Source organism: Dactylosporangium maewongense, from assembly GCF_039531485.1.
GTDB lineage: Bacteria > Actinomycetota > Actinomycetes > Mycobacteriales > Micromonosporaceae > Dactylosporangium > Dactylosporangium maewongense.
Window position 1 is genome coordinate 7,545 of sequence record NZ_BAAAQD010000006.1, and the last position, 20,300, is coordinate 27,844.

A 20,300-nucleotide genomic window follows, 5' to 3' on the forward strand; every position below is an offset into this window, starting at 1 on the left:
CCGGAAGCGGGAGCCCGGAAGCGGGAGCCCGGAAGCGGGAGCCCGGAAGCGGGAGCCCGGAAGCGGGAGCCCGGAAGCGGGAGCCCGGAAGCGGGAGCCCGGAAGCGGGAGCCCGGAAGCGGGAGCCCGGAAGCGGGAGCCCGGTCAGTTGGCGACGGGGGCCGGGACCTCGGCGGCGGAGACAGCTGCCTTCGTGCGGAAGGCCGGGGCCAGGGCGACGATGCCCGCGGCGAGGACCGCCGGCACGACGAAGGCCAGGCGCAGGGACGCGCTCTCCGCGACCGCGCCGATCAGGCCGGCGCCGACGACGAAGCCGACGTAGTTGAAGAGGTTGACGCGGGCGATGGCGACGCCGGTCCCGGCCGGGTCGAGGCGGCCGGCGGCGGAGAAGGACTGCGGGACGACGAGCGACAGGCCGATGCCGACGACGGCGAAGCCGGCGATGCCCATCGCCGCCGACTGGGACGCGGCGACGAGGCCCAGGCCCAGGCCGCCGACCACGCCCCCGACGGCGACGACGCCGACGGGGCCGAAGCGGCGCACGACGAGGTCGCCGGCGGTGCGGCCGACGAGCATGGTGGCCTGGTAGGCGGCGAGGCCGAGGGCGGCGACGCTGGTGCTGGCCGAGAACGCGTGGTCGAGGAAGACCGTGCTCCAGTTGGAGACGGCGGAGTCGGCGATGAACATGAGCATCATCGCGATGCCGACGAGGATGACGGGGCGCCACGGGACGGCGGTGTCGGCACCCGGTGGCACGTCCGCGACCTCCTCCGCGCGGCGCAGCTGCCAGGGGCCCGCGGCGAGGGCCAGCAGCGCGCCGACGGCCGCGACGGCGGCGAGGGACGCGCCGATCGACCAGCCGAGGCGGGACGTGCCGGCGGTGGCGAGCGCGCCGAGGATGGCGCCGACGCTCCAGACGGCGTGGAACGAGTTGAGGACGGGGCGGCCGTAGCGGCGCTCGACGCTGACGCCCTGCATGTTCATCGTGGCGTCGACGAACCCGAGCATGAGGCCGACGAAGGCGAGCGCGACGTACAGCTGCCAGGCCTGGCCGGCGAGGCCGACGGCGGTGATGGCGAGGGCGACGCCGGGGCCGCCGGCGCGCAGCACGGGCGAGCTGCCGAAGCGGGCGGACAGCAGGCCGGCGAGGACGCTGCCGACGCCGGCGACGACCGGGACGGCGAGCAGGACCAGGGAGAGCTCGCCGTCGGAGAAGCCGAACTTCTCCTGCAGCACGCCGACCTGGGTCAGCAGGGCGGCGAAGCAGAAGCCCTGGACCAGGTACGCCACCGCGACGCTGAGTCTTGCCCGGCGGTCCCGCATTCCGGCCCCCAATGGTGAGAATTCCTCGGAAGCATCGTTCACGGGGCGGCGGAGCGCAAGGCCCACCAGCGGGCGGCCTGGAGGGTCGCGCCGTATCCGATGAGTGTCAGCAGGTGGAACAGGTACAGCCACAGCAGCACGGCGACGGTCGCGCCGACCGCGTCCAGGCCGCCGAAGGGTGCGCCGAGGTCGAGGGGCAGCGACCAGAACAGCACGAACCCGTGCGCGAAGCCCGAGACGTTCGCCGCGGTGAACGAGCCGACCACGACCGTCGGCACCCAGGCGGGGCTCGGTGGGGCGCACCAGCGGTACACCATGACGAACGCCGGGCTGAGCGCGAGCCAGGTGGCGAGGAACGACACGACGACCGCCGTCACACTCGACCACCCGCCTTCCTGCAAGCGACGTGCGGCGCCGGGCAGCACGAGGAGGAGGCCGAGCAGCAGCGCCGGCGCGGCGGCGAGGACCGGCAGGATGAGCAGCCGCCCGCGCCAGCCCGCGGGCGAGCCGGACTCGGTGAGCGAGACGAACGCGCGGCGGAGGCCTTCGCCGTACCAGGTGGCGGGGACGAGCGCGATCAGGGTCAGCGGCCACGACATGCCGAGCCCGGCGTCGACGAGCACGGCGGTGGCGTGGCCGGCGCCGAGACGGTCGGGCATGGCGGCGATGACCGGCCCGGCCAGCTCGCGGACCCGGCCGGTGCCGGCGATGAGCCCGGCGAGCTTGATGGTGAGCAGCGCGACGGGCACGACGGCGACGGCGCCGTAGAACGTGACGGCGCCCGCGTGCAGGTTGAGGTCCCGGCCGCGGAAGAACCGCAGTACCACCCGCACCGCACGCATCACGACCGCCCGGTACCCACCGCGGCCCCCCGCGACACACCCCGGCAAGACGCACCGGGACAGCGCCGGAGGAAGGACGGCGGGCCGCGTGCCGGCGGCGTCCGGGAGCAGGCCCGGGGCCGCCGGCACGGGACATGGCGCGGCTACGACACGGCGGGCGCCGGCAGGAGGGTCGTGAGCAGGCCGCGCAGCAGGTCGATGCCGTCGTAGCTCAGGACCGACTCGGGGTGGAACTGGACGCCGGCGAAGGTGGGGCCGCGCAGCGCGTGGACGTCGCCGTTGGCCGGGTCGCGGGACAGCTCCACCTCACCATAGGCGCTGCTGAAACGGTCGTCCGGGTGCGTGGCGGTGAAGGTGGAGTAGAAGCCGACGGTCGTGGGGCGGCCGAAGAACACGATGTCGCGCTGCATGCCCTGGTACGGGTTGGCCTTGCGGCGCAGGGGCAGGCCCAGCAGCCCCGACAGCAGCTGGTGGCCGAGGCACACGGCCAGCGTCGGCGTGCCGGAGTCGAGCAGCTGCTCGGCGACGGCCCGCATCGCGGCCATCTTCGGCTCCTCGACGCGCCGCGGGTCGCCCGGGCCGGGGCCGAGCACGACGAGGTCGTAGCCGTCCAGCGTGGTGACCGCCGTGTACTTCTGCAGGACGACGTCCAGGCCGAGGATCCGCAACTGGTGGTGCAGCATGCCGGTGAAGGTGTCCTCCGCGTCGACGATGAGGACCCGCCGGCCGGCGAGCGCGGGTGTCGCGAGCGACCGCGTGTGGTGGTCCTGGAGCCAGAACGGCGCGAGGGTGGCGTTGCGGGCGACGAGGGCGCCCTGCACGGCGGGGTCCGCGGCGAGCAGCGGCGCGGCCGGGACGGGACCGGAGGCCGCGGCGGCGCCCAGGCCGAGCGCGGTCAGCACGCCGGCGGCCTTCGTGTGGGTCTCGCGCACCTCCCCTTCGGGGGTCGAGTGCCGCACGAGGGTGGCGCCGACCGGCACCCGCAGGCGCCCGGCCGAGGAGATCTCGGCGGTGCGGATGAGGATCGGCGCGTCCAGGGTCTGCCGGCCGGCCTCGTCGGTGCCGATGAGGGCGAGCACGGCGCCGTAGTAGCCGCGGCCGCGGCGCTCGTGGCGGGCGACGACCCGGCACGCGTTCTCGATCGGGCTGCCGACGACGGTCGGCGCGAACATCGTCTCCCGCAGCACGTCCCGCACGTCCAGGGCGCTGCGACCGGCGAGGAGGTACTCCGTGTGGACGAGGTGCGCCATCTCCTTCAGGTACGGGCCGATGACCTGCCCGCCCTCGGTCGCGACGGTCGCCATCATCTTGAGCTCCTCGTCCAGGACCATGGACAGCTCGTCGATCTCCTTGCGGTCGGCGAGGAACCGCAGCACCGCCTCCTTGTCGGGCACGCCGCCCGGGTGCCGGAACGTGCCGCTGATCGGGTTCATCATGACCAGGCCGTCCTCGACGCTGACGTGCCGCTCCGGGGTGGCGCCGACGAGCGTGCGCTCGCCGGTGTGCACGAGGAACGTCCAGTACGCGCCGCGCTCGCGCTCCAGCAGCCGCCGGTACACGGCGAGGGCGGCGGCGACCGGGTCACCGTCGACGTCGGCGGTGAAGACGCGGTGGATGACGAAGTTGGAGCCCTCGCCGCGGCCGATCTCGTCGCGGAGCACCTCGGAGACGATGGAGGCGTACTCGTCGTCGGACACGTCGAACGCGCCGTCGCGCAGCGACACCGGCCCGGCCGGCAGTACAGCGAGGAAGTCGGACACGGGGCACGACGAGCGGGCGGAGATGCGCAGCACGGACAGGGGCGTGCCGTCGTCGACGCACTCGAAGCCCCGCTCACGGACCTGCCGGAACGGCACGAGCGAGAGGGACTCGGACGGGATGTCGGCGAGCGACTCGACGGTCTCGACGGTGCCGGCGAGCACCTCGACGACGTCGCGGCCTTCGCGGCGCAGCAGGGCGAACGGGCGGTTCAGGTCGGGCAGCATGCGGGTCGTCCCTCTCAGGTCTGGCCGGCGGTCCGGGCGGCCGGCCCCTTCGAGAAGGGAACGAAAAAGCGACCGCCGGATCGGCGGCCGCGGATGTGGGTGTCACGCGGGAGTGGGCCGCCTCGTCAGGCGGGCCACCAGCATCGGTTCAGGTTCGCGGACACGCAGAAGACCATACGACGAACTCCCGGGCGGCGCCAGCACCTCCCCGCAAAACGCCACCCAGGAAGAAATCGTCAGCGGTTCAGCGACCCCATCGTCGCCGCTGGATACCTCGTGCCGGCCACATCCTGCGCGATGGAGAGCTTCTCGATCGCGGCGAGATCGTCCGCGGTCAGCGGGACGTCGAGCGCGGCCACGTTCTGTTCGAGGTACGGGCGCCGCTTGGTGCCGGGGATCGGCACGACGTCGTCGCCCTGCGCGAGGACCCAGGCGAGCGCGAGCTGCGCGGGGGTGACGCCCTTCGCGGCGGCCAGGGCGCGGACCTCGGCGACCAGGTCGAGGTTGCGCTGGAAGTTCTCACCCTGAAAGCGGGGGTTGACCCGGCGGAAGTCCGACGGGTCGAACTGCGACGGGTCGGTGATCTCGCCGGTCAGGAAGCCGCGGCCGAGCGGGCTGTAGGCGACCAGCCCGATGCCCAGCTCGCGGAACGCGCCGAGGATGCCGTCCTCCGGCTCGCGGCTCCACAGGGAGTACTCGTACTGCCCGGCGGTCACGGGGTGCACGGCGTGCGCCCGCCGTACGGTGGCGACCGACGCCTCGGAGATGCCGAGGTGGCGGACCTTGCCGGCGGCGACGGCCTCGCTGAGCGCGCCCCAGGTGTCCTCGATCGGCACCCGGTCGTCGACGCGGTGCTGGTAGTACAGGTCGATGTGGTCGACGCCGAGGCGGGTGAGCGACGCGTCGAGGGCGGCCCGCACGTAGTCGGGGTGGCCGTTGATGCTGCGGCCGTCGCCGTCGCGCTGGATGCCGAACTTGGTCGCGAGGGTCGCCTCGTCGCGGCGCCCGGCGATGGCGCGGCCGACCAGCTGCTCGTTGGTGAACGGGCCGTACATGTCGGCGGTGTCCAGGAACGTCACGCCGAGGTCGAGGGCGCGGTGGATGGTGGCGATGGACTCGGCGTCGTCACCCGGGCCGTAGAACTCGCTCATCCCCATGCAGCCGAGGCCGAGCGCCGACGTGGTCAGAGTGCCAAGGGTTCGCTGTCGCATGCCCCAACACTCCCCCTTCGAGCGCGCTCGAAGTCAAATAGGCTGAAACGATGGATCTCACCATCGCGGAAGTGGCGCAGCAGACCGGCCTGACCGCGCACACGCTGCGGTATTACGAGCGGGCCGGTCTCCTCGACCCGCCGGAGCGGGACTGGAACGGCCACCGCCGCTACTCCGAGCGCGACGTCGGGATGCTGGGGATCCTGACCCGCCTGCGGGCCACCGGCATGCCGATCGCCGGGATGCGCCGGTACGCGGAGCTGTGCCGGGTCGGCCCGGAGACGTTCGACGAGCGCCGCGAGCTGCTGGAGCAGCACCGCCGGGAGGTGCTGCAGCGGATCGCCGACCTGCAGAGCGACCTGACCCTCATCGAACACAAGATCAGCGTCTACGGCGGCGTGGCGGCCCCCGTGCCCGATCTCGCCAGCCCGTAGAGGCACACCAGCGCGGCCAGCACGAGCGGGACGCCGTCGCGGATGACGCCGTCGACGCCGAGCAGCAGCCAGCACAGCGCCGGCTGCACGAGCAGCACGAAGACGCTGATCATGGCGAGCAGCACCCGCGCCCAGGCGTGCCCGAACATCATCGCGAAGCTGATCAGCGACGCCACGAACGCGACGACGATGCCGAGCACGAACCACGAGATGACCAGCGGCACGGCCGTCGAGCGCGGCAGCCGCGGCTCGCCCCACAGCGTCCCGGCGGCGACCAGGCACGGCACGCTCAGCAGCGCCGAGTAGGACAGCGCGGCGACCCGGGCGGTCAGCGCCCACGCCGGGATCGGCCGCTTCGACGGCCTGCGGGTGAGGTGCGCGGCGATCGCCGGCGAGCGGAACAGCTGCCAGACCACGGTCGTGCACAGCGTCAGGATGACGGCGAGCGCGGCGAGCACCTGCCACGGCGGCAGGTAGCCGCCCTCGCGGGGCTGGGCGAGCCGGGCCGAGGCGAACACGGTGGTGACCGCGAGGATCAGCCCGAACGGCCGGGCGGTGAGCCGGCCCCAGCGGATCTCCCGCATCAGGAACAGGAATCCGAGTGCGCGCAGCATCGCCCAGAACGTCCGCACCCCGAGCCCGAATCCGCCCTCGCTGGAGTATTTGAGGTTGACGAGGTCCGCGGCGAGCGTCACCACCGCGGTGAGCAGCACGATCCGGCGCAGCCGCCGGCTCGCCGGAGTCGGCGCCGGAGGTCGTTTGATTTGCACCAGTTCACGCCAACTGCCCTGCATGAAACGGCACGCTAACACCGTCGCCCGCACATTGCTGACGCCAATGCACTAATGTTTCCGCCCATGACCGGGCGATTCCTTGGTGTGGTCAGGCGCAGCACAGTGTTCGTCGCGATGATTGTCGGAATTCTTGGCATCCTGCCGTTTCCGTCAATTGCCACCGCATATGCACCCCGTCTCACGCTCGCGAGCAGCACGCCGGGCGCGGAGACCCGAGTGGGCCACCTGCCGCAGGTGCTGCAGCTCGTGTTCAACGACAAGATCGTGGACGCCCAGGTGATCCTGACCGGCCCGGACAGCGCGGCCGTCAGCCTCGGCGCCGTCACCGTGCGCAACGAGACGGCCCGCATCGCGCTCGGCGTCCCGGACGGCGCGCCCGGCAGCTACACCGTGTCCTACACGGCCACCGGGAGCAACGGCGCGGCCGGCAACGGCAGCTTCTCGTTCACCGTGACCACCGGCGCGAAGACCGGCACCTCCGCGAAGCCGACCCGCACGCCGTCGCCGACGGCGGCGCCGACCGTCCTGCCGGTCGGCACCAGCGCCGCGGCCGCGCCCGCCGACTTCCTGACGTCCAAGGCGCAGCCGCCGGCCGCCGCGGCGCCGCCGGCCGCCGGACGTCCCGCATGGTGGACCTACGCGGCGGTGCTGCTGGTGGTGGCATGTGTGCTGGTGGTGTTCCTCGGGTTCAGCCGCCGCCGGATCCGGCCCGGCATCCCGGCGAAGTAAGGCAGATCAGGCACAACCACGCCTTATCGTGAAGGCATGCTGGAGCACCTTCGCGTCCTCGTCGTCGACGACGAGCCGGACCTGTGCGAGATCGTCAAACGGGTGCTCAGCCGCGCCGGCGCCGATGTCCTCACGGCGTCGGGGCTCGCCGGGGCGGAGCGGGCCTGCGTCGAGCACCCGGCCGCGATCGACCTGGCGATCACCGACCTGAAGCTCAACGACGGCTCCGGCGTGCAGGTGGCGGAGGTGGTACGGGAGCACTGCCCCGACGCGTTGATCATGTACATGTCCGGCCTGCCCTACTTCGACGCCTCCGTCGTGGAGCTCGGGCCCGACGCCTCGGTGATCGCCAAGCCCTTCCGCGCCACCGAACTGGTCGACATGGTGCAGGTCGCCCTGATCCGGGCGGGACGGGTCGCTCCGTAGCGACATCCCCCAAGCGTTATCACCAGCGTTATCACCATGCGCCGGTAGGGCATATGAACGGCATGGAGCAGGACGAACCCACCGGACCGCGGCTCGAGAACCCGCCGAGCCGGCCCACGCAGCTGACCAAGGGGTCATGGATCAACGTCCTGAAGCGGACGGTCAAAGAGTTCAACGAGGACAACCTGACCGACTGGGCCGCCGCCCTGACCTACTACGGCGTGCTGTCGATCTTCCCCGGCATCCTGGTGCTCCTCGCGGTGTCCGGCATGCTGCTCACCGACACGACCCAGAACGCGGTCCTGAAGAACACCCAGGAGCTGTTCCCCGCGCCGATCGCGGGGCCGGTCAACAGCGCCATCGACGAGCTCAAGCAGGGCTCCGGCTCCGCCGGCGTGCTCGCGATCATCGGTCTGCTCGGCGCCGTCTGGACCGCCTCCGGCTACGTCGGCGCGTTCATCCGGGCCGCCAACTCGATCTACGACGTGCCCGAGGGCAGGCCGATCTGGAAGGTGCTGCCGATCCGCCTCGGCGTCACCGTCGTCGTCGGCGTCCTCATCTCCCTCGCCGCGCTGAGCATCGTCTTCACCGGTCGGTTCGCCGAGCAGGCCGGCAGCTGGATCGGCCTGTCGAAACAGGCCGTGCAGATCTGGGACATCGCCAAGTGGCCGGTGCTGCTGCTCGTCGTCATGGTGATCCTCGCCGTGCTGTACTACGCGTCCCCGAACGCCCGGCAGACCGGCTTCCGTTGGGTCACGCCCGGCGGCGGGCTCGCGGTGCTGATCTGGCTGATCGCCTCCGCCGGCTTCGCGATCTACGTGGGCAACTTCAGCTCGTACAACAAGACGTACGGCACCCTCGGCGGCATCATCGCGTTCCTGGTGTGGCTGTGGATCTCCAACATCGCGATCCTGCTGGGCGCGGAGTTCGACGCCGAGCTCGAGCGCGGCCGCGCCATCCAGGGTGGGCTGCCCGCTGACCAGGAGCCGTTCATGCCGCTGCGCGACGCGAGCAAGGTGAAGGAGGGCGACGACCCCGATCTCTAGCGGGACGACGGGGTCAGGGCGGCGCCGACCTGGTCGACGAGGCCCGACATCTCGAACGCGACCTCGCCGACGTCGCAGCCCGGCTGCACCATGGCGGCGATGCTGGCGAGGGTGTGGCCGTCGCCGAGGGCCATGACGAACAGCAGGCTGCGACCCATCTGCACGATCGTGCGCAGGACCGGGCCGGCGTCGGTGGCCGCGGACACGCCCTGCGCGAGGGAGACCACGCCGGCGACCATCGCGGCGAGCTGGTCGGCGCGCTCCGGCGGCAGCTCGTTGGAGGCCGCGACCAGCAGGCCGTCCCCGGAGACCGCGACGGCGTGCCGGACGCCGGCCACCCGATCGGTGAAGCCGCTGAGCACCCAGTCGAGCCCCGTGATGGCTGTCATGACGTGGCATGTCCTTCCTGACGCACCGTGGTGACGGTGCCGAGACGGCCGATCGGATGCCCGTGTGCCGGCAGCGTCTCGCCGGCGTCGCCGGGGTCCGCGGATTGGGATGTGCCCGTGGTGCCGCTCTGCGGTGACGCATTGACAGTACGCCGTGGCAGCCCGTCGTCGAACGCCCGGGCCTCGACCGTGGGCCCCTCCGCGACGACGCCGCTGGGCACCACCGGGACGAGCAGGCCGCCCTTGCGCGGCACGGGGATGTCCATCGGCTCCGCGCCGGGCAGCGCCGGGCTGCGCTCCAGGGGGCGCGGCGGCAGCCGGTGCGCGGCGGGCTCCGGCAGGACCAGTGGCGACCGCGGCCGGTGTACGACCATGCCCTGCGGCAACCGCACGGTCGCGACCAGCCCGCCGGACTGCGCCGGGTGCAGGGCGACACCGATCCCGTGACGGGCGGCGAGCCGGGCGACGACGGTCAGCCCGAGCCGCGGGCCGGCCGCCGGGTCCGCGAGCCGCTCGTTGAGCTCGGCGAGCAGGTCCGGGTCCACGGCGGCGCCGTGGTCGGTGACGTGGACGACGGCGCCGTCGCCGGCCCGCCGGGCGTCGACGACGACGGGGTGCTCGCCGCCGGCGTGCCGGGCGGCGTTGTCGAGCAGCTCGGCCAGCAGGTGCACGACGCCGTCGACCGCGGCGGGCTCCACCGCCGTGTCGTCGTCGACGCGGCCGTACTCGACGCGCTCGTAGGCGTGGATCTGCGACTGCGCGGCACGGAGCACGTCGAGCAGCGGCACCGGCGCGGGGTGCACCCTGGCGGCGTCGGCCCCGGCGAGGACGAGCAGGCTGTGGGTGTCGTGCCGGATGCGGGTCGCGAGGTGGTCGAGCGCGAACAGCAGCGCCAGCCGGTCCGGGTCCGCCTCGTCGCGTTCGGCCTCGTCGAGGCGTTCGAGGAGCCCGTCGGCGAGCCGGGCCGCGCGGCGCCCGAGGTCGCCGTACATGCCGGCCTCACCGGCCCTGAGCGCGGCCTGCCCGGCGGCCGCCTCGGCGGCGTCGGCGGCGGCCCGGGCCACGGCCCGCTGCACGGCGTCCAGCGCCTCGGCGACCCGCCCGATCTCGTCCCGCCCCGCCGCCACCTCCCCGGCGGCCACCCCCGCCGCGTGCGGCTCGACCCCGGACAGTCCCGCGGCCCGCGGATCGTCGCCGGGCGGACCGGCGGCGCGCGGACCGGTGACCGGAAGGGCGCCTGCGACGGGCGGGGCGGCTGGGTGGGCCGCGGTGCTGGCTGCGGTGTTGGCTGCGGTGTTGGCTGCGGTGTTGGCGAGGCGCAGAGCCAGGGTCAGCAGGGCGCGGAGGCGGCGGCGCAGGGCGCGGGCGGCGGCGACGGCCAGGGCGATCGCGGCGACCACGACGGCGAGGACGGCGGCGAGGCCGAGGACGACCGTGCGGTTCTGCCGGTCGCGGGCGTCGCCGACGGCGGCGGCGGTGTCGGCGGCAACGCGGTCGGCGAGGCCCTGGAGGCCGTCGAGCTGGGCGAGCGACGCCAGCACCAGGGCGGCGGTGTCGGCGGGGGCGGACGGCGGGGCCAGCAGCAGCGGGTCCACGTCGGCGGTGACGTCCAGGCCCTCGAACACGGCCCGCCAGGCGGGGGTCGCGGCGGCGGTGAACCGGGCGAACGCGCTCGCCGCCGCGGCGCGGTGGGCGGCGATCGCGTCACGGTCGGCGGCGGTCAGCTCCCCCGCGGCGAGCGCGCGCACCGCCGTCACCTGCACGAGGGCGAGCTCCTCCTTGCCCACGGCGAGCCACCCCGCGGCCCGGCTCCCGGCGAGGACCGCCGGCGGCGCGGGCCGGTCGGCGACGCCCTGCTGGAAGGCGATCAGGCCGGCGATCAGCTGCCGGTACCCGAGCAGAGGCACCGGACCGGACGGCTCCGGCGCGCGGGCCCGCAGCGCGTCGAGACCGTCCAGCGCACCGGCGGCGCCGGGCACACCGGCCGAGACGGCACGGAAGCGGGCGGCGGCGGCGTCCGTGCGGGCGGGGTCGCCGGCCGGCGTGGGCCGGGCGGTGCCGGCGAGGGCGAGCCGCTCGCGCTGCAGGCCGTCGACGACGCGGCCGGCCTCCGCCGACGCCGAGACGGCCGAGGCGACGGCGCCCTTCACGTCGCCGGAGCGGTCCGCGTAGACGGCGACGGTGACCCCGGCGAGGCCGATCAGGGCCAGCAGGGGCAGGAGCAGGACGAGGACGAGCTTCGCGGCGACGGGGATGTCGGCGAACGCCACCCCACGGACGAAGAAGCGGTGCCGCCGTCGAACCGGCGCAGCGTCACGCAAGACCCCCACCGCCTCCCCTTGTCGGCCCTTTATGCGTACCGCTTTTGCGGTACGTGCGGAAGAGATAACTTTGAGTAGCCGCCCGAATTTCACACATTGACGCGGAATGCACCTCGCTTAAGCAAGAACAAAGACAAAGTTGAACCGGAGCCGCACCCGTCCGCTTGAACGCCCGAACGCGCGCTCATTAGGGTTCAGGGATGCCTGAGCGGCTCTTCGCGGATGACGACCCCTCATCCGACTCGCACAGACGCGTCAAGGGCGCCTTCTTCGCCGACTACACGGGCGAGTTCCCGATGCCGCGCGTCCTCAACGAGCCGTCGCCGGCCGACGACGAGCAGGAGCAGCCCCGTACACCTGCCGCGAAGACCTCAAAGGGACCCGCGCCGGCATGGCTCAGGACGGGACGGCCCGCCCTGCACGAGCTGATGCGCAACCGCCGGCAGGCCCTCATGGCCCTCGGCGGCGGCGCCGTCGCGATCGGCGGGCTCGGATCCGGCGCCGCCGCGATGCTCGGCCGCCCCGAGGACGCCGACGAGATGGTCCGGACCGGCCAGGGCGGCGGCAACGTCTCCCCGCGCGACGCCGGCTCGTTCTCCAACCGCGACTCCAGCTACACCAGCGGCCTCGGCGACCTCAACGACCTCGGCGCCGCCGGCACCGCCGACTCGGCCTCCGCGGCCGCGGTCGCCGCGATGCGCGCCACGCCCCGCTTCCCGACGCCGCTGAACCGCGACCCGGTGCTGCACCTGCTGCGGCGCTGCACGTTCGGGCCCACGCAGGCCGACGTCGCCGCGGTCAAGGAGCTCGGCATCGACGGCTGGCTCGACCAGCAGCTCGACCCCGAGAAGATCCCCGACCCGGTCGCCGACGCGGCGCTGAAGACCACGCCGACCGTCACGATGACCACCGCGGAGATCCGCGCGGCGGTCAAGGACGGCGACAACAAGGCGATGTACGAGCTGACCCGCGCCGTCATCGCCCGGCAGGTGTGGAGCACCCGGCAGCTGTTCGAGGTGATGGTCGACTTCTGGAACAACCACCTCAACATCACCAGCCCGTTCGACGGCGGCTGGGACACCCGGGTCCCCTACGACGTGAACGTCATCCGCAAGCACGCGCTGGGCAAGTTCTCCGACATGCTCATCGCGTCGGCGCGGGACCCGGCGATGATGCGCTACCTGGACAACACGTCCTCCGACAAGCGCAACGTCAACGAGAACTACGGCCGTGAGCTGCTCGAACTGCACACCGTCGGGATCGACGGCGGCTACAACGAGAAGGACGTCCGCAACTCCGCGTACCTGATGACGGGCCGCACCGCGACCCGCGAGGGCACCTTCAGGTATGAGCAGAACCGGCACTGGACCGGCGCGGTCAAGGTGCTGGGCTTCCAGCACGCGAACAAGTCGGCGAAGGACGGCCTGGCCGTCGGCGACGCCTACCTGCTGTACCTGGCCACGCACCCGTCGACGGCGAAGTACATCGCCCGCAAGCTCGCGGTCCGGTTCGTGTGCGACACGCCGCCGCAGTCCCTCGTCGACCGGCTCGCCACCGCGTACCAGCAGAGCGGCTCGGCGATCGCGCCGGTGCTCAAGGTGCTGTTCCGGTCCCTGGAGTTCTGGATCGCGGCCGGGCTGAAGACCCGCCGCCCCCTGGAGAACTTCGTCGCGACCGCCCGCGTCGTCGGCACCAAGCCCGGCACGGACACCGGCAAGGCCCTCGAAGACCTGTACAACTTCACCCGCAAGCTCGGCCAGGCGCCGCTGGGCTGGGAGCCGCCGGACGGCTACCCCGACGTCGCCAACGCGTGGAGCTCCGCCGCCGGCATGCTGGAGACGTGGAACTCGCACCGCGCGTTCCTGCAGCAGTCGTTCAAGGGCCTCAACAACCCGCGCGCCGACTCGCTCGTCACCCAGCCGGCCGCGACCCTGGCCACCTACCTGGACGTGCTGTGCAACCGGCTCATCTTCCAGCCGATGAAGCCCGCCGAGCGGGACGCGCTGATCAAGTTCCTCGGCGCGAAGCCCGACACCCGGGTCACCGACGCCAACCTCGGCGGCAAGCTGCCCAACCTGGCGCCGCTCGTCCTCGACTCCGTCTACCACGCGCTGCGGTGAGGTTTCCGTGACTGACCTTCCAGAAGGCGAGCGCCGCCCCACCTCACTGGAGGAGCTGCGCCGGCACGGCCCGAACCTGTGCGAGGCCGCGATCCGGGTGCAGGCCGACCAGGTCCAGGACGAGCTGGCCGCCGAGCGCGAGCGGTGGAGCAAGGGCTTCACCCGCCGCCGCCTCGTGCAGGGCGCCGGGTTCGTCGGCGTGGCCGCGCTCGGCGCGCAGCTGGTGACGAGCCGGGTCGCGTTCGCCGCGCCCGAGGACGCCAAGGGCACGCTCGTCGTCATCTTCCTGCGCGGCGGCATGGACGGGCTGTCCGTGGTCGCGCCCGGCGACGACCCCAACTACCGCTCGATGCGGCCCAACATCGCGATCCCCATGGCGGCGCTGCTGCCCGCCGGGCGCGGCTTCGGGCTCAACCCGGCGATGACCGCGCTGTACCCCTTCTGGCAGGCCGGCAAGATGGCCGCGGTGCACGCGGTCGCCTCCCCCGACGCCAGCCGCAGCCACTTCCAGGCGCAGGACGCCCTGGAGCGCGGCGCGGCGTCGGTCGCGGTGCGCACCGGCTGGCTCGACCGGGTCCTCGCCCAGATGGGCCCGGGCACCACGTTCCGCGCCGTCGCGCAGGGCAACGCGCTGCCGCGCTCCCTCGTCGGCGGCGAGCAGGCGATCGTCCTCAACGGCATCCGCGACTTCCGCATCGACAACGACGCCATGCGCAGCCAGACGATGGAGGCGCTGAAGACCCTCTACACGGGCCTCGACCACTCCCTGGCCGGCACCGCCGCCGGCACCATCCAGGCGATCAACACCGCGCAGAAGATCGCGAGCTCGCAGTACCGGCCGCTGGAAGGCGTCCAGTACCCCGGCGGCGGCCTGGCGGACCGGCTGAAGGACATCGCCCAGCTCATGAAGGGCGGCGTCGGCCTGCGCGTCGCGGCCCTCGACGTCGGCGGCTGGGACATGCACACCAACCTCGGCCGGGTCGACGGCGGCGACATGCGCAACTCGCTGACCAACCTGTCCGAGGCGATCGGCGCCTTCGCCACCGACCTCGGCCCGCTGCTGGACAACACGACCATCATCACGATGAGCGAGTTCGGCCGGCGCGTCCAGGAGAACGGCAACGTCGGCGTCGACCACGGCCACGGCAACGCGATGCTGCTGCTCGGCGGCGGCCTCAACGGCGGCAAGGTGCACGGCAACTGGCCCGGCCTCGCCCCCGGCGCCCTCGACCAGGGCGATGTCGCGGGAGCCAACGACTACCGCGACATCCTCGCCGAGATGCTCAAGAAGCGCTTCAACGTCCAGGACTCGGCGGCCATCTTCCCCAACCACCAGTTCAAGACACTGGGCGTCTTCAAAGGCTGAACCCTAGAGGCTGAAGACTGGCCCCGTGGTGGTCGACAGCGAGCAGGCGTTGCCGTACGTCTTCTTGTAGTCGACCCGCTTGCCCTTCCACCGGCCGACGGCCGTGACCGTCACCGGGTCGTACTGCATCGTGCACGCCATGCCGGTCGTGGCCTGCAGCCGGGCGAAGTCGCCGCCGACCTTGGCCAGCGCGGAGCACGCGTCCTTGGCCTGCTTGTGCGACCCGCCGGCGGGCCGGCACGTCAGCGACGCGCGGCGCTGCGCCGGCTTCGAGCTCTCGCCCTTGGCGACCGTCAGCACCAGCTTCGTCGGCCTGGCGGGCGCTGCCGTCGCCGCCGCGGCCGTCATCGTCTCCACGGTCGCGATCGCCGCCACCAGCATCGTGGCCGTCGCGACCAACCGTCCTGCACCCATTCCAACCCCCGTCGCACCTTGGTGGGGCGAGCTTACACACCTTTTTCCGGACATTTCGCATTTTGGCTAATGTACGACTGGCGCACGGCCATCTGGCCTCGCAAGCTCGGCTCCCCTCCCGCCTCCGTCCCCACCTGACCGCCGGCGGGACCAGTCACCCAGTCGAAGGCGCCCGGTCCGCGCCGCACGATCCCGGGCGGTGCCGGTAGCCCCGGGGGCCGCACCGTCCGGGATCATGAGGGCCCGGACGCCCGAGGCCACCGGCACCGCCCCAGGCACCGGGGCGGCTTCCTGGCGATCTGACAAATTGCGGCGCGCGATGCCCCCTGTTGATCGACGTCCCGGACTAGGGTGTGCTACCACCGACGCTCGGGAGGAGACTGCCGTGACCCTGGAGGCACAGGCACAGAAGCTCGTCGCCGGCCTGGTGCGGGTCGCCGTCATGGCGCCCACCGACACGCCCCCGCCCGAGCAGTCCCAGCTCCCCCCGCCGCACCGGCAGGTCCTGCTGCTGCTCGGCCGGCGGGACCGCGAGTTCCGCCTGTCCGACCTGGCCGCGGAGCTCGGCTCGTCGGTCGCGGCGACGATGGCGATCGTGTCGCCGCTCATCGCCGAGGGCCTGGTCGAGATGCGGCCGGCGCCGTCCTACGCCGCGCACGACATGCGGATCGCGGCGACCGACCGCGGCCTGGCGCTGACCCCCGCGCCGTCCAACTGGGCGGAGCACGCCCTCGGCAGCGTCGAGGACCTCGACGAGCACGCCCAGGCGCGGCTGCTGCGGATCGTCACGACCAGGATCACCGAGCTGCAGCGGGAGGGCCGCATCCCGGTGAGCCGGATGTGCCTGTCGTGCCGGTTCTTCGACGGCTACCGCCACCCCGGCACCGACGCGCCGCATCACTGCTGGTTCGTCGACGCCCCGTTCGGTTACCGAGAGCTACGGCTGCACTGCCCTGACCACATTCCGGGCGGAAGCTCACCACGGTCCGGGTGAACGACCCCCCTCACGCGCTGCACTCACCCCCGGGTGCTCATATGCTGTGCCTGATGAACGCGCGGGGTGAGTCATGTCAATGTCGGTGACCGTCAATGTGTTGATGGACGGGTCCACGGTGGTCTCCGTCCGGGGCGAGATCGACCACGGGACCGCGACGACACTCCGTCAGGACCTGGTGGCCGCCGCGACCCAGCGCCGGCCGAGCGTGCTGCGGGTCGACCTGGGGCTCGTCACGTTCCTCGACTCGGCCGCGGTCGGCGCGCTCGTGGGCGCACAGCGCGAGGCGGGCGTCGAGGGCGTCCGCCTGGTCATCCACCGCGCCAGCCCGTTCGTGATCCGCCAGTTGAAGGTGGCCGGCGTCCACGAGCTCCTCGGCGCGCCGCCCGAAGCCGACCCGGACCAGATCACCTTCTGAGCCGGGCGAAGGGCCGGCGCGCCGCGGGCCGGGCCCCCGCCCGAGGCCGCCGGGGCGCTACGAGCCCGCGCTGTCCGCCTGGACCGGGGCGGGGGCGACCTGGGCCGGCACGGTGTGGTCCCAGCGGTCGGGGGCGGGGCGCACGTCGTCGTGCGGGAAGACCCAGGCCCGGTATGCCCACAGCCGGAACAGCATCGCGAGGGCCGTGCCGAGCACCATGCCGAAGCCGAAGTCGGAGATCTCCTCGACCAGGGCGCTGACCGCCGGCTCCTGCAGCCCGAAGATGTACCTCGCAACGAACAACGGCGCCGCGTTGACCGCGACGCCGATGCCGTTGATGACCAGGTAGAGCGCCATCTCATGATGGCGGCGCCGGCCGCCCCGGGTCCGGAAGGACCATTCGCGGTTCAGGAAGTACGACACCACCGACGCGACCACGTTCGCGATCGTGAGCGCGGTGACCGGCTTGTGCTCCAGCACGGTCAACCGGAGCCCGTAGTTGACCAGCAGCGTGACCACGTAGCAGAACCCGCCGACGATCACGAACTTGACCGTCTCACGGTGCCGCCGCATCCGCTGCGCCACGGGGCCGGGGAGCCAGTTGAGGGTCCGGTCAGTGAGCCGCATCGGCCGGACTATACCCGGCGAACCTTGCGACACGCCCGTTGTCTGGCTCCGGTTCCCACCCCCGTCCGTCACCGCTCACCCGTGCACACCGACGCCCCCGGCGTGACCGCGGCGGCAGCGTCCACCGGCCCCACGACCACGCAATACGCGACCATCGGATCGACGCCCTTCACCACATACGACGTCGTGCCCGGCGGCACCTGCGCCAGCACCACCGCGGGCCCGCCGTCGCGTGAAAGCGCCACGACCGCCGTGCCCTCCAACCCCGTCCAGGTGACCGCGAGGGCCGTCCCGTCGTCCCGCAGCCGGAGGTCCCGCACCCTCGCCGGCCCGCCCTCTCCCTGCCCGGCCGCCGCCTCCTCCCCGGCCCGGGGAGCGGCCGTGCCGGTCGGTCCGGCCGGCGGCTTCGCGGTGGTCCGGTCCGGGGCGCCGCCCTGGCCCCACGGGATCGAGACCGCGGCGATGACCAGCGCGCCGGCCGCGACCGCGACCACCGCCTTCAACGGCACCACGACCCGCCGCTCCCCCGCGGCACGACCCCTGCCGCCGGGACCGGAAGCCTCGTGCGTCACGGCGGGTGCGTCCACGACCGCGGGAGGACGCACGACGCGCTCCAGCGCCACGACCTCGGGCACCACGGCCGGCTCCTGGACGCGCTGCTCCGCCGGGTCCGGCAGTGGGTCCGGCAGTGGCTCCGGCAGTGGCTCCGGATCATCGACGTCCTCCGCCGCGACGTCCACGGCGAAGGCCCGCGCATCAGCGGCCTCCGGGGCATCGCCGGCCACCGCCGCCTCCCGGAGCACGGGCGCGGGATGCAGCAGGGCGGCGGGCATCGGGGGCTCGACGGCGGCGAGCTCCCACTCCATCGCCTTCGTGAACGGATGGCGGTTGCCGAGCCGGGACCGCGCCGCCGCGTGCGCGACGGTGAACAGGCGGCGCGACGCGGGGACGTTGCCGTCGTCGCGGTGCAGGGCGGCGAGCTCGGCGGCGATCCGGATGGTGTCCAGGTCGTCGGCGCCGTACTCCCGGCGGTGCACGGCGTAGGCGGCGTTGAGCATGGCGAGGGCGAGCGGGCGCTGGCCGCGGTCGCGCTGCAGGAGCGCGAGGTTGACGCGGGCGAGACGGATGACCCGGGCCGCCTCCGCGCCGGTGACGGGGTCGGTCTCGTCGACGCCGCTGTCCAGGACGCGGTGGTAGAGCGCCTCGGCGGCGTCCCACTCGTCGTAGTCGTGCCGGACGGCGGCGAGCACGGCCCAGGCGTGCACCGTGGACACGTCCGACGGCCCGTAGGCCTGCTCGGCCTGCGTGGCGACGGCGTCCGCGAGGTCGTAGGCGGCGGCGAGGTCACCGAGCTCGCGCAGCGCCTCGGCGAGCAGCCGGCGGGCGGTGAGCCGGTCGCCGTCCGGCAGCCCGGGCTCGTCCAGCAGGGCCCGCGCGGCCTCCTGGGCGCCGTGCAGGTCCCAGGTGGCGACGAGCTCCTCGACGGCGGCGAGACGGGCGCCGAAGCCCCGCTTCGGCAGCGGGACGGGACCCGCGGTGGTATCGACGCTACTCACAGCCTTCCCTCCGCCCGAGAGCCTAGAGGGAACGGTGACGCAACGCCAGCCTTCGATCACGATGCGCGTAGATGGCGTCGGCTCCGGCAGCCTGCCACGTCGCTGCCGGAGCCGAGCCGTCCCGCGTTACCGCGTCGTAAGCCCGCGGGCGCCGCACACTGTGAACGTTCGGCCGCGCGGCCGGAGCCTTAAGAAGAAACAGGGTGCGGGCCCTGAGAATTCAGCCGAGCAGCCGGCGGTACAGGCGCAGATAGTCCTCGACCATCCTGTCGGCGGAGAAACGGCTCACCGCGTGCCCGCGGACCTGGTGGCGGTCGAGCTTGAGCGCGTCGTCGAGCACCTCCACCGCCTCGGCGGCGGACCCCGCGAGGTATCCGGTGACCCCCTGGTCCACCACCTCCGGCATCGAACCGAGCGGATACGCCACGACGGGCGTGCCGCACATCATCGCCTCGACGACCGACAGGCCGAACGGCTCCGCGAAGCCGATCGGGTGCAGCAGCGCGGCGGCGGCGCCGAGGACGTCGGCGCGGTCGGTGGGGCCGATGTTGCCGAGGTACACGATCTGCTCGCCGTCGATCTGGGGCAGGACCTCCTCGGCGTGGTACCGCTCGTCGTGGACGGGGCCGGCGATGAGCAGCCGCCGGCCGGCCGCACGGGCGATCCGGATCGCCTCGGCGGTGCCCTTGTCGGGGTGGATGCGGCCGAACGCGACGAGCGAGTCGCCCGGCGCGGCCCGGAACGGGAACTGCGCGACGTCGATGCCGTGGTAGATCGTGGCGGCGTAGTCGAGGCCGGGGCCGCGGTCGGCGTCGGAGATGGACACGAACGCCGAACGGGCCCGCTGGTACGCGGGGAGGATCGACGGCGAGCAGAAGCCGTGCACGGTCGTGACGAGCGGCGCCCGGCAGAACCCGCTCATCGCGAGGGGCAGCCAGTCCAGGTTGTTGTGCACGAGGTCGAACCCGGCGCTGCGTTCGAAACAGTGCGCCACGTGCAGCGCCTCCCAGATCCTCCCGTCGTAGGAGGTGTCCTCGTTGTACGGGCGCTCGACGACCCCGTCGAGTCGGGCGGCGGTGACCGAGTCGAGGCTGGCGAAGAGGGTGACGTCGACGCCGCGCGCGACGAGCCCCTCGGCGAGCAGGGAGACGACCTGTTCCCACGGCCCGTACGCGCGGGGCGGGGTCCGCCAGGCGATCGGTCCCAGCAGTGCGACCTTCATCCGCGCTCCCTACCCGTCATGTGGCACTCGAACCCGTCCATCTTCGCCCTGCTCAGTTACGCCACCCGGCTGCCGATAGGCAG

The 20,300-nt window shown here is 73.0% G+C and carries 19 protein-coding genes; 8 read left to right on the forward strand and 11 right to left on the reverse strand.

Annotation, left to right across the window (positions count from 1 at the left end):
- Window positions 1–144: 144 nt before the first annotated feature.
- The 4 genes from ABD332_RS16595 to ABD332_RS16610 form a co-directional block, all read right to left on the reverse strand.
- Window positions 145–1,323 (reverse strand): MFS transporter, encoded by a 1,179-nt coding sequence (locus ABD332_RS16595; RefSeq protein WP_344502819.1) that lies wholly within the window; start codon window positions 1,321–1,323, stop codon window positions 145–147.
- 38 nt (window positions 1,324–1,361) lie between these two features.
- On the reverse strand, window positions 1,362–2,165 hold the full coding sequence (locus ABD332_RS16600) for a YhjD/YihY/BrkB family envelope integrity protein (RefSeq protein WP_354903132.1): 804 nt from the start codon (window positions 2,163–2,165) through the stop codon (window positions 1,362–1,364).
- 143 nt (window positions 2,166–2,308) lie between these two features.
- Entirely contained in the window at window positions 2,309–4,150 is a 1,842-nt protein-coding gene (locus ABD332_RS16605; protein ID WP_344502822.1) for an anthranilate synthase family protein, read from the reverse strand.
- Between the two features lie 236 nt (window positions 4,151–4,386).
- On the reverse strand, window positions 4,387–5,361 hold the full coding sequence (locus ABD332_RS16610; RefSeq protein ID WP_344502823.1) for an aldo/keto reductase: 975 nt from the start codon (window positions 5,359–5,361) through the stop codon (window positions 4,387–4,389).
- Window positions 5,362–5,411: 50 nt separating this feature from the next.
- Here ABD332_RS16610 and ABD332_RS16615 point away from each other — a divergent pair, with 50 nt between their 5' ends.
- The gene (locus ABD332_RS16615; protein ID WP_344502824.1) at window positions 5,412–5,795 is read left to right on the forward strand and encodes a MerR family transcriptional regulator; all 384 of its coding nucleotides are present in this window, start codon (window positions 5,412–5,414) and stop codon (window positions 5,793–5,795) included.
- Here the strand turns inward: ABD332_RS16615 and ABD332_RS16620 are convergent.
- Window positions 5,750–6,565, reverse strand: coding sequence for a hypothetical protein (locus tag ABD332_RS16620; protein ID WP_344502825.1), 816 nt, complete (start codon window positions 6,563–6,565; stop codon window positions 5,750–5,752). The two genes, ABD332_RS16615 and ABD332_RS16620, sit on opposite strands and share 46 nt — an antisense overlap.
- Before the next feature lie 138 nt (window positions 6,566–6,703).
- Here ABD332_RS16620 and ABD332_RS16625 point away from each other — a divergent pair, with 138 nt between their 5' ends.
- From ABD332_RS16625 to ABD332_RS16635, 3 genes are all read left to right on the forward strand, one after another.
- On the forward strand, window positions 6,704–7,318 hold the full coding sequence (locus tag ABD332_RS16625) for a copper resistance CopC family protein (protein ID WP_344503236.1): 615 nt from the start codon (window positions 6,704–6,706) through the stop codon (window positions 7,316–7,318).
- A gap of 36 nt (window positions 7,319–7,354) precedes the next feature.
- Window positions 7,355–7,744, forward strand: coding sequence for a response regulator (locus tag ABD332_RS16630; RefSeq protein WP_344502827.1), 390 nt, complete (start codon window positions 7,355–7,357; stop codon window positions 7,742–7,744).
- Window positions 7,745–7,806: 62 nt separating this feature from the next.
- Complete coding sequence (locus tag ABD332_RS16635) at window positions 7,807–8,790, forward strand: YihY/virulence factor BrkB family protein (protein WP_344502828.1); 984 nt, start codon at window positions 7,807–7,809, stop codon at window positions 8,788–8,790.
- Here the strand turns inward: ABD332_RS16635 and ABD332_RS16640 are convergent.
- Window positions 8,787–9,179 (reverse strand): roadblock/LC7 domain-containing protein, encoded by a 393-nt coding sequence (locus ABD332_RS16640; RefSeq protein WP_344502829.1) that lies wholly within the window; start codon window positions 9,177–9,179, stop codon window positions 8,787–8,789. The two genes, ABD332_RS16635 and ABD332_RS16640, sit on opposite strands and share 4 nt — an antisense overlap.
- The gene (locus ABD332_RS16645; RefSeq protein WP_344502830.1) at window positions 9,176–11,500 is read right to left on the reverse strand and encodes a sensor histidine kinase; all 2,325 of its coding nucleotides are present in this window, start codon (window positions 11,498–11,500) and stop codon (window positions 9,176–9,178) included. Before ABD332_RS16645 ends, ABD332_RS16640 begins: the two co-directional genes overlap by 4 nt.
- Window positions 11,501–11,700: 200 nt before the next feature.
- On the opposite strand from ABD332_RS16645, the gene ABD332_RS16650 reads away from it, so the two are divergent.
- On the forward strand, window positions 11,701–13,620 hold the full coding sequence (locus tag ABD332_RS16650) for a DUF1800 domain-containing protein (RefSeq protein ID WP_344502831.1): 1,920 nt from the start codon (window positions 11,701–11,703) through the stop codon (window positions 13,618–13,620).
- Window positions 13,621–13,627: 7 nt separating this feature from the next.
- Entirely contained in the window at window positions 13,628–14,986 is a 1,359-nt protein-coding gene (locus ABD332_RS16655; protein WP_344502832.1) for a DUF1501 domain-containing protein, read from the forward strand.
- A 3-nt stretch (window positions 14,987–14,989) separates the two neighbouring features.
- On the opposite strand, the gene ABD332_RS16660 is transcribed toward ABD332_RS16655, so the two are convergent.
- Window positions 14,990–15,400, reverse strand: coding sequence for a subtilase-type protease inhibitor (locus ABD332_RS16660; RefSeq protein ID WP_344502834.1), 411 nt, complete (start codon window positions 15,398–15,400; stop codon window positions 14,990–14,992).
- A gap of 385 nt (window positions 15,401–15,785) precedes the next feature.
- Here ABD332_RS16660 and ABD332_RS16665 point away from each other — a divergent pair, with 385 nt between their 5' ends.
- A complete protein-coding gene (locus ABD332_RS16665) occupies window positions 15,786–16,394 on the forward strand; it encodes a hypothetical protein (RefSeq protein ID WP_344502835.1) in 609 nt (202 codons plus the stop codon).
- Between the two features lie 79 nt (window positions 16,395–16,473).
- Window positions 16,474–16,812, forward strand: a complete 339-nt coding sequence (locus tag ABD332_RS16670; RefSeq protein WP_344503237.1) for an STAS domain-containing protein — start codon at window positions 16,474–16,476, stop codon at window positions 16,810–16,812.
- Between the two features lie 57 nt (window positions 16,813–16,869).
- On the opposite strand, the gene ABD332_RS16675 is transcribed toward ABD332_RS16670, so the two are convergent.
- The 3 genes from ABD332_RS16675 to ABD332_RS16685 form a co-directional block, all read right to left on the reverse strand.
- Window positions 16,870–17,439, reverse strand: coding sequence for a GtrA family protein (locus ABD332_RS16675; RefSeq protein WP_344502836.1), 570 nt, complete (start codon window positions 17,437–17,439; stop codon window positions 16,870–16,872).
- A 68-nt stretch (window positions 17,440–17,507) separates the two neighbouring features.
- Window positions 17,508–18,995, reverse strand: coding sequence for a tetratricopeptide repeat protein (locus ABD332_RS16680; protein ID WP_344502837.1), 1,488 nt, complete (start codon window positions 18,993–18,995; stop codon window positions 17,508–17,510).
- Window positions 18,996–19,215: 220 nt separating this feature from the next.
- Complete coding sequence (locus tag ABD332_RS16685; RefSeq protein WP_344502838.1) at window positions 19,216–20,217, reverse strand: glycosyltransferase family 4 protein; 1,002 nt, start codon at window positions 20,215–20,217, stop codon at window positions 19,216–19,218.
- Window positions 20,218–20,300 lie beyond the last annotated feature (83 nt).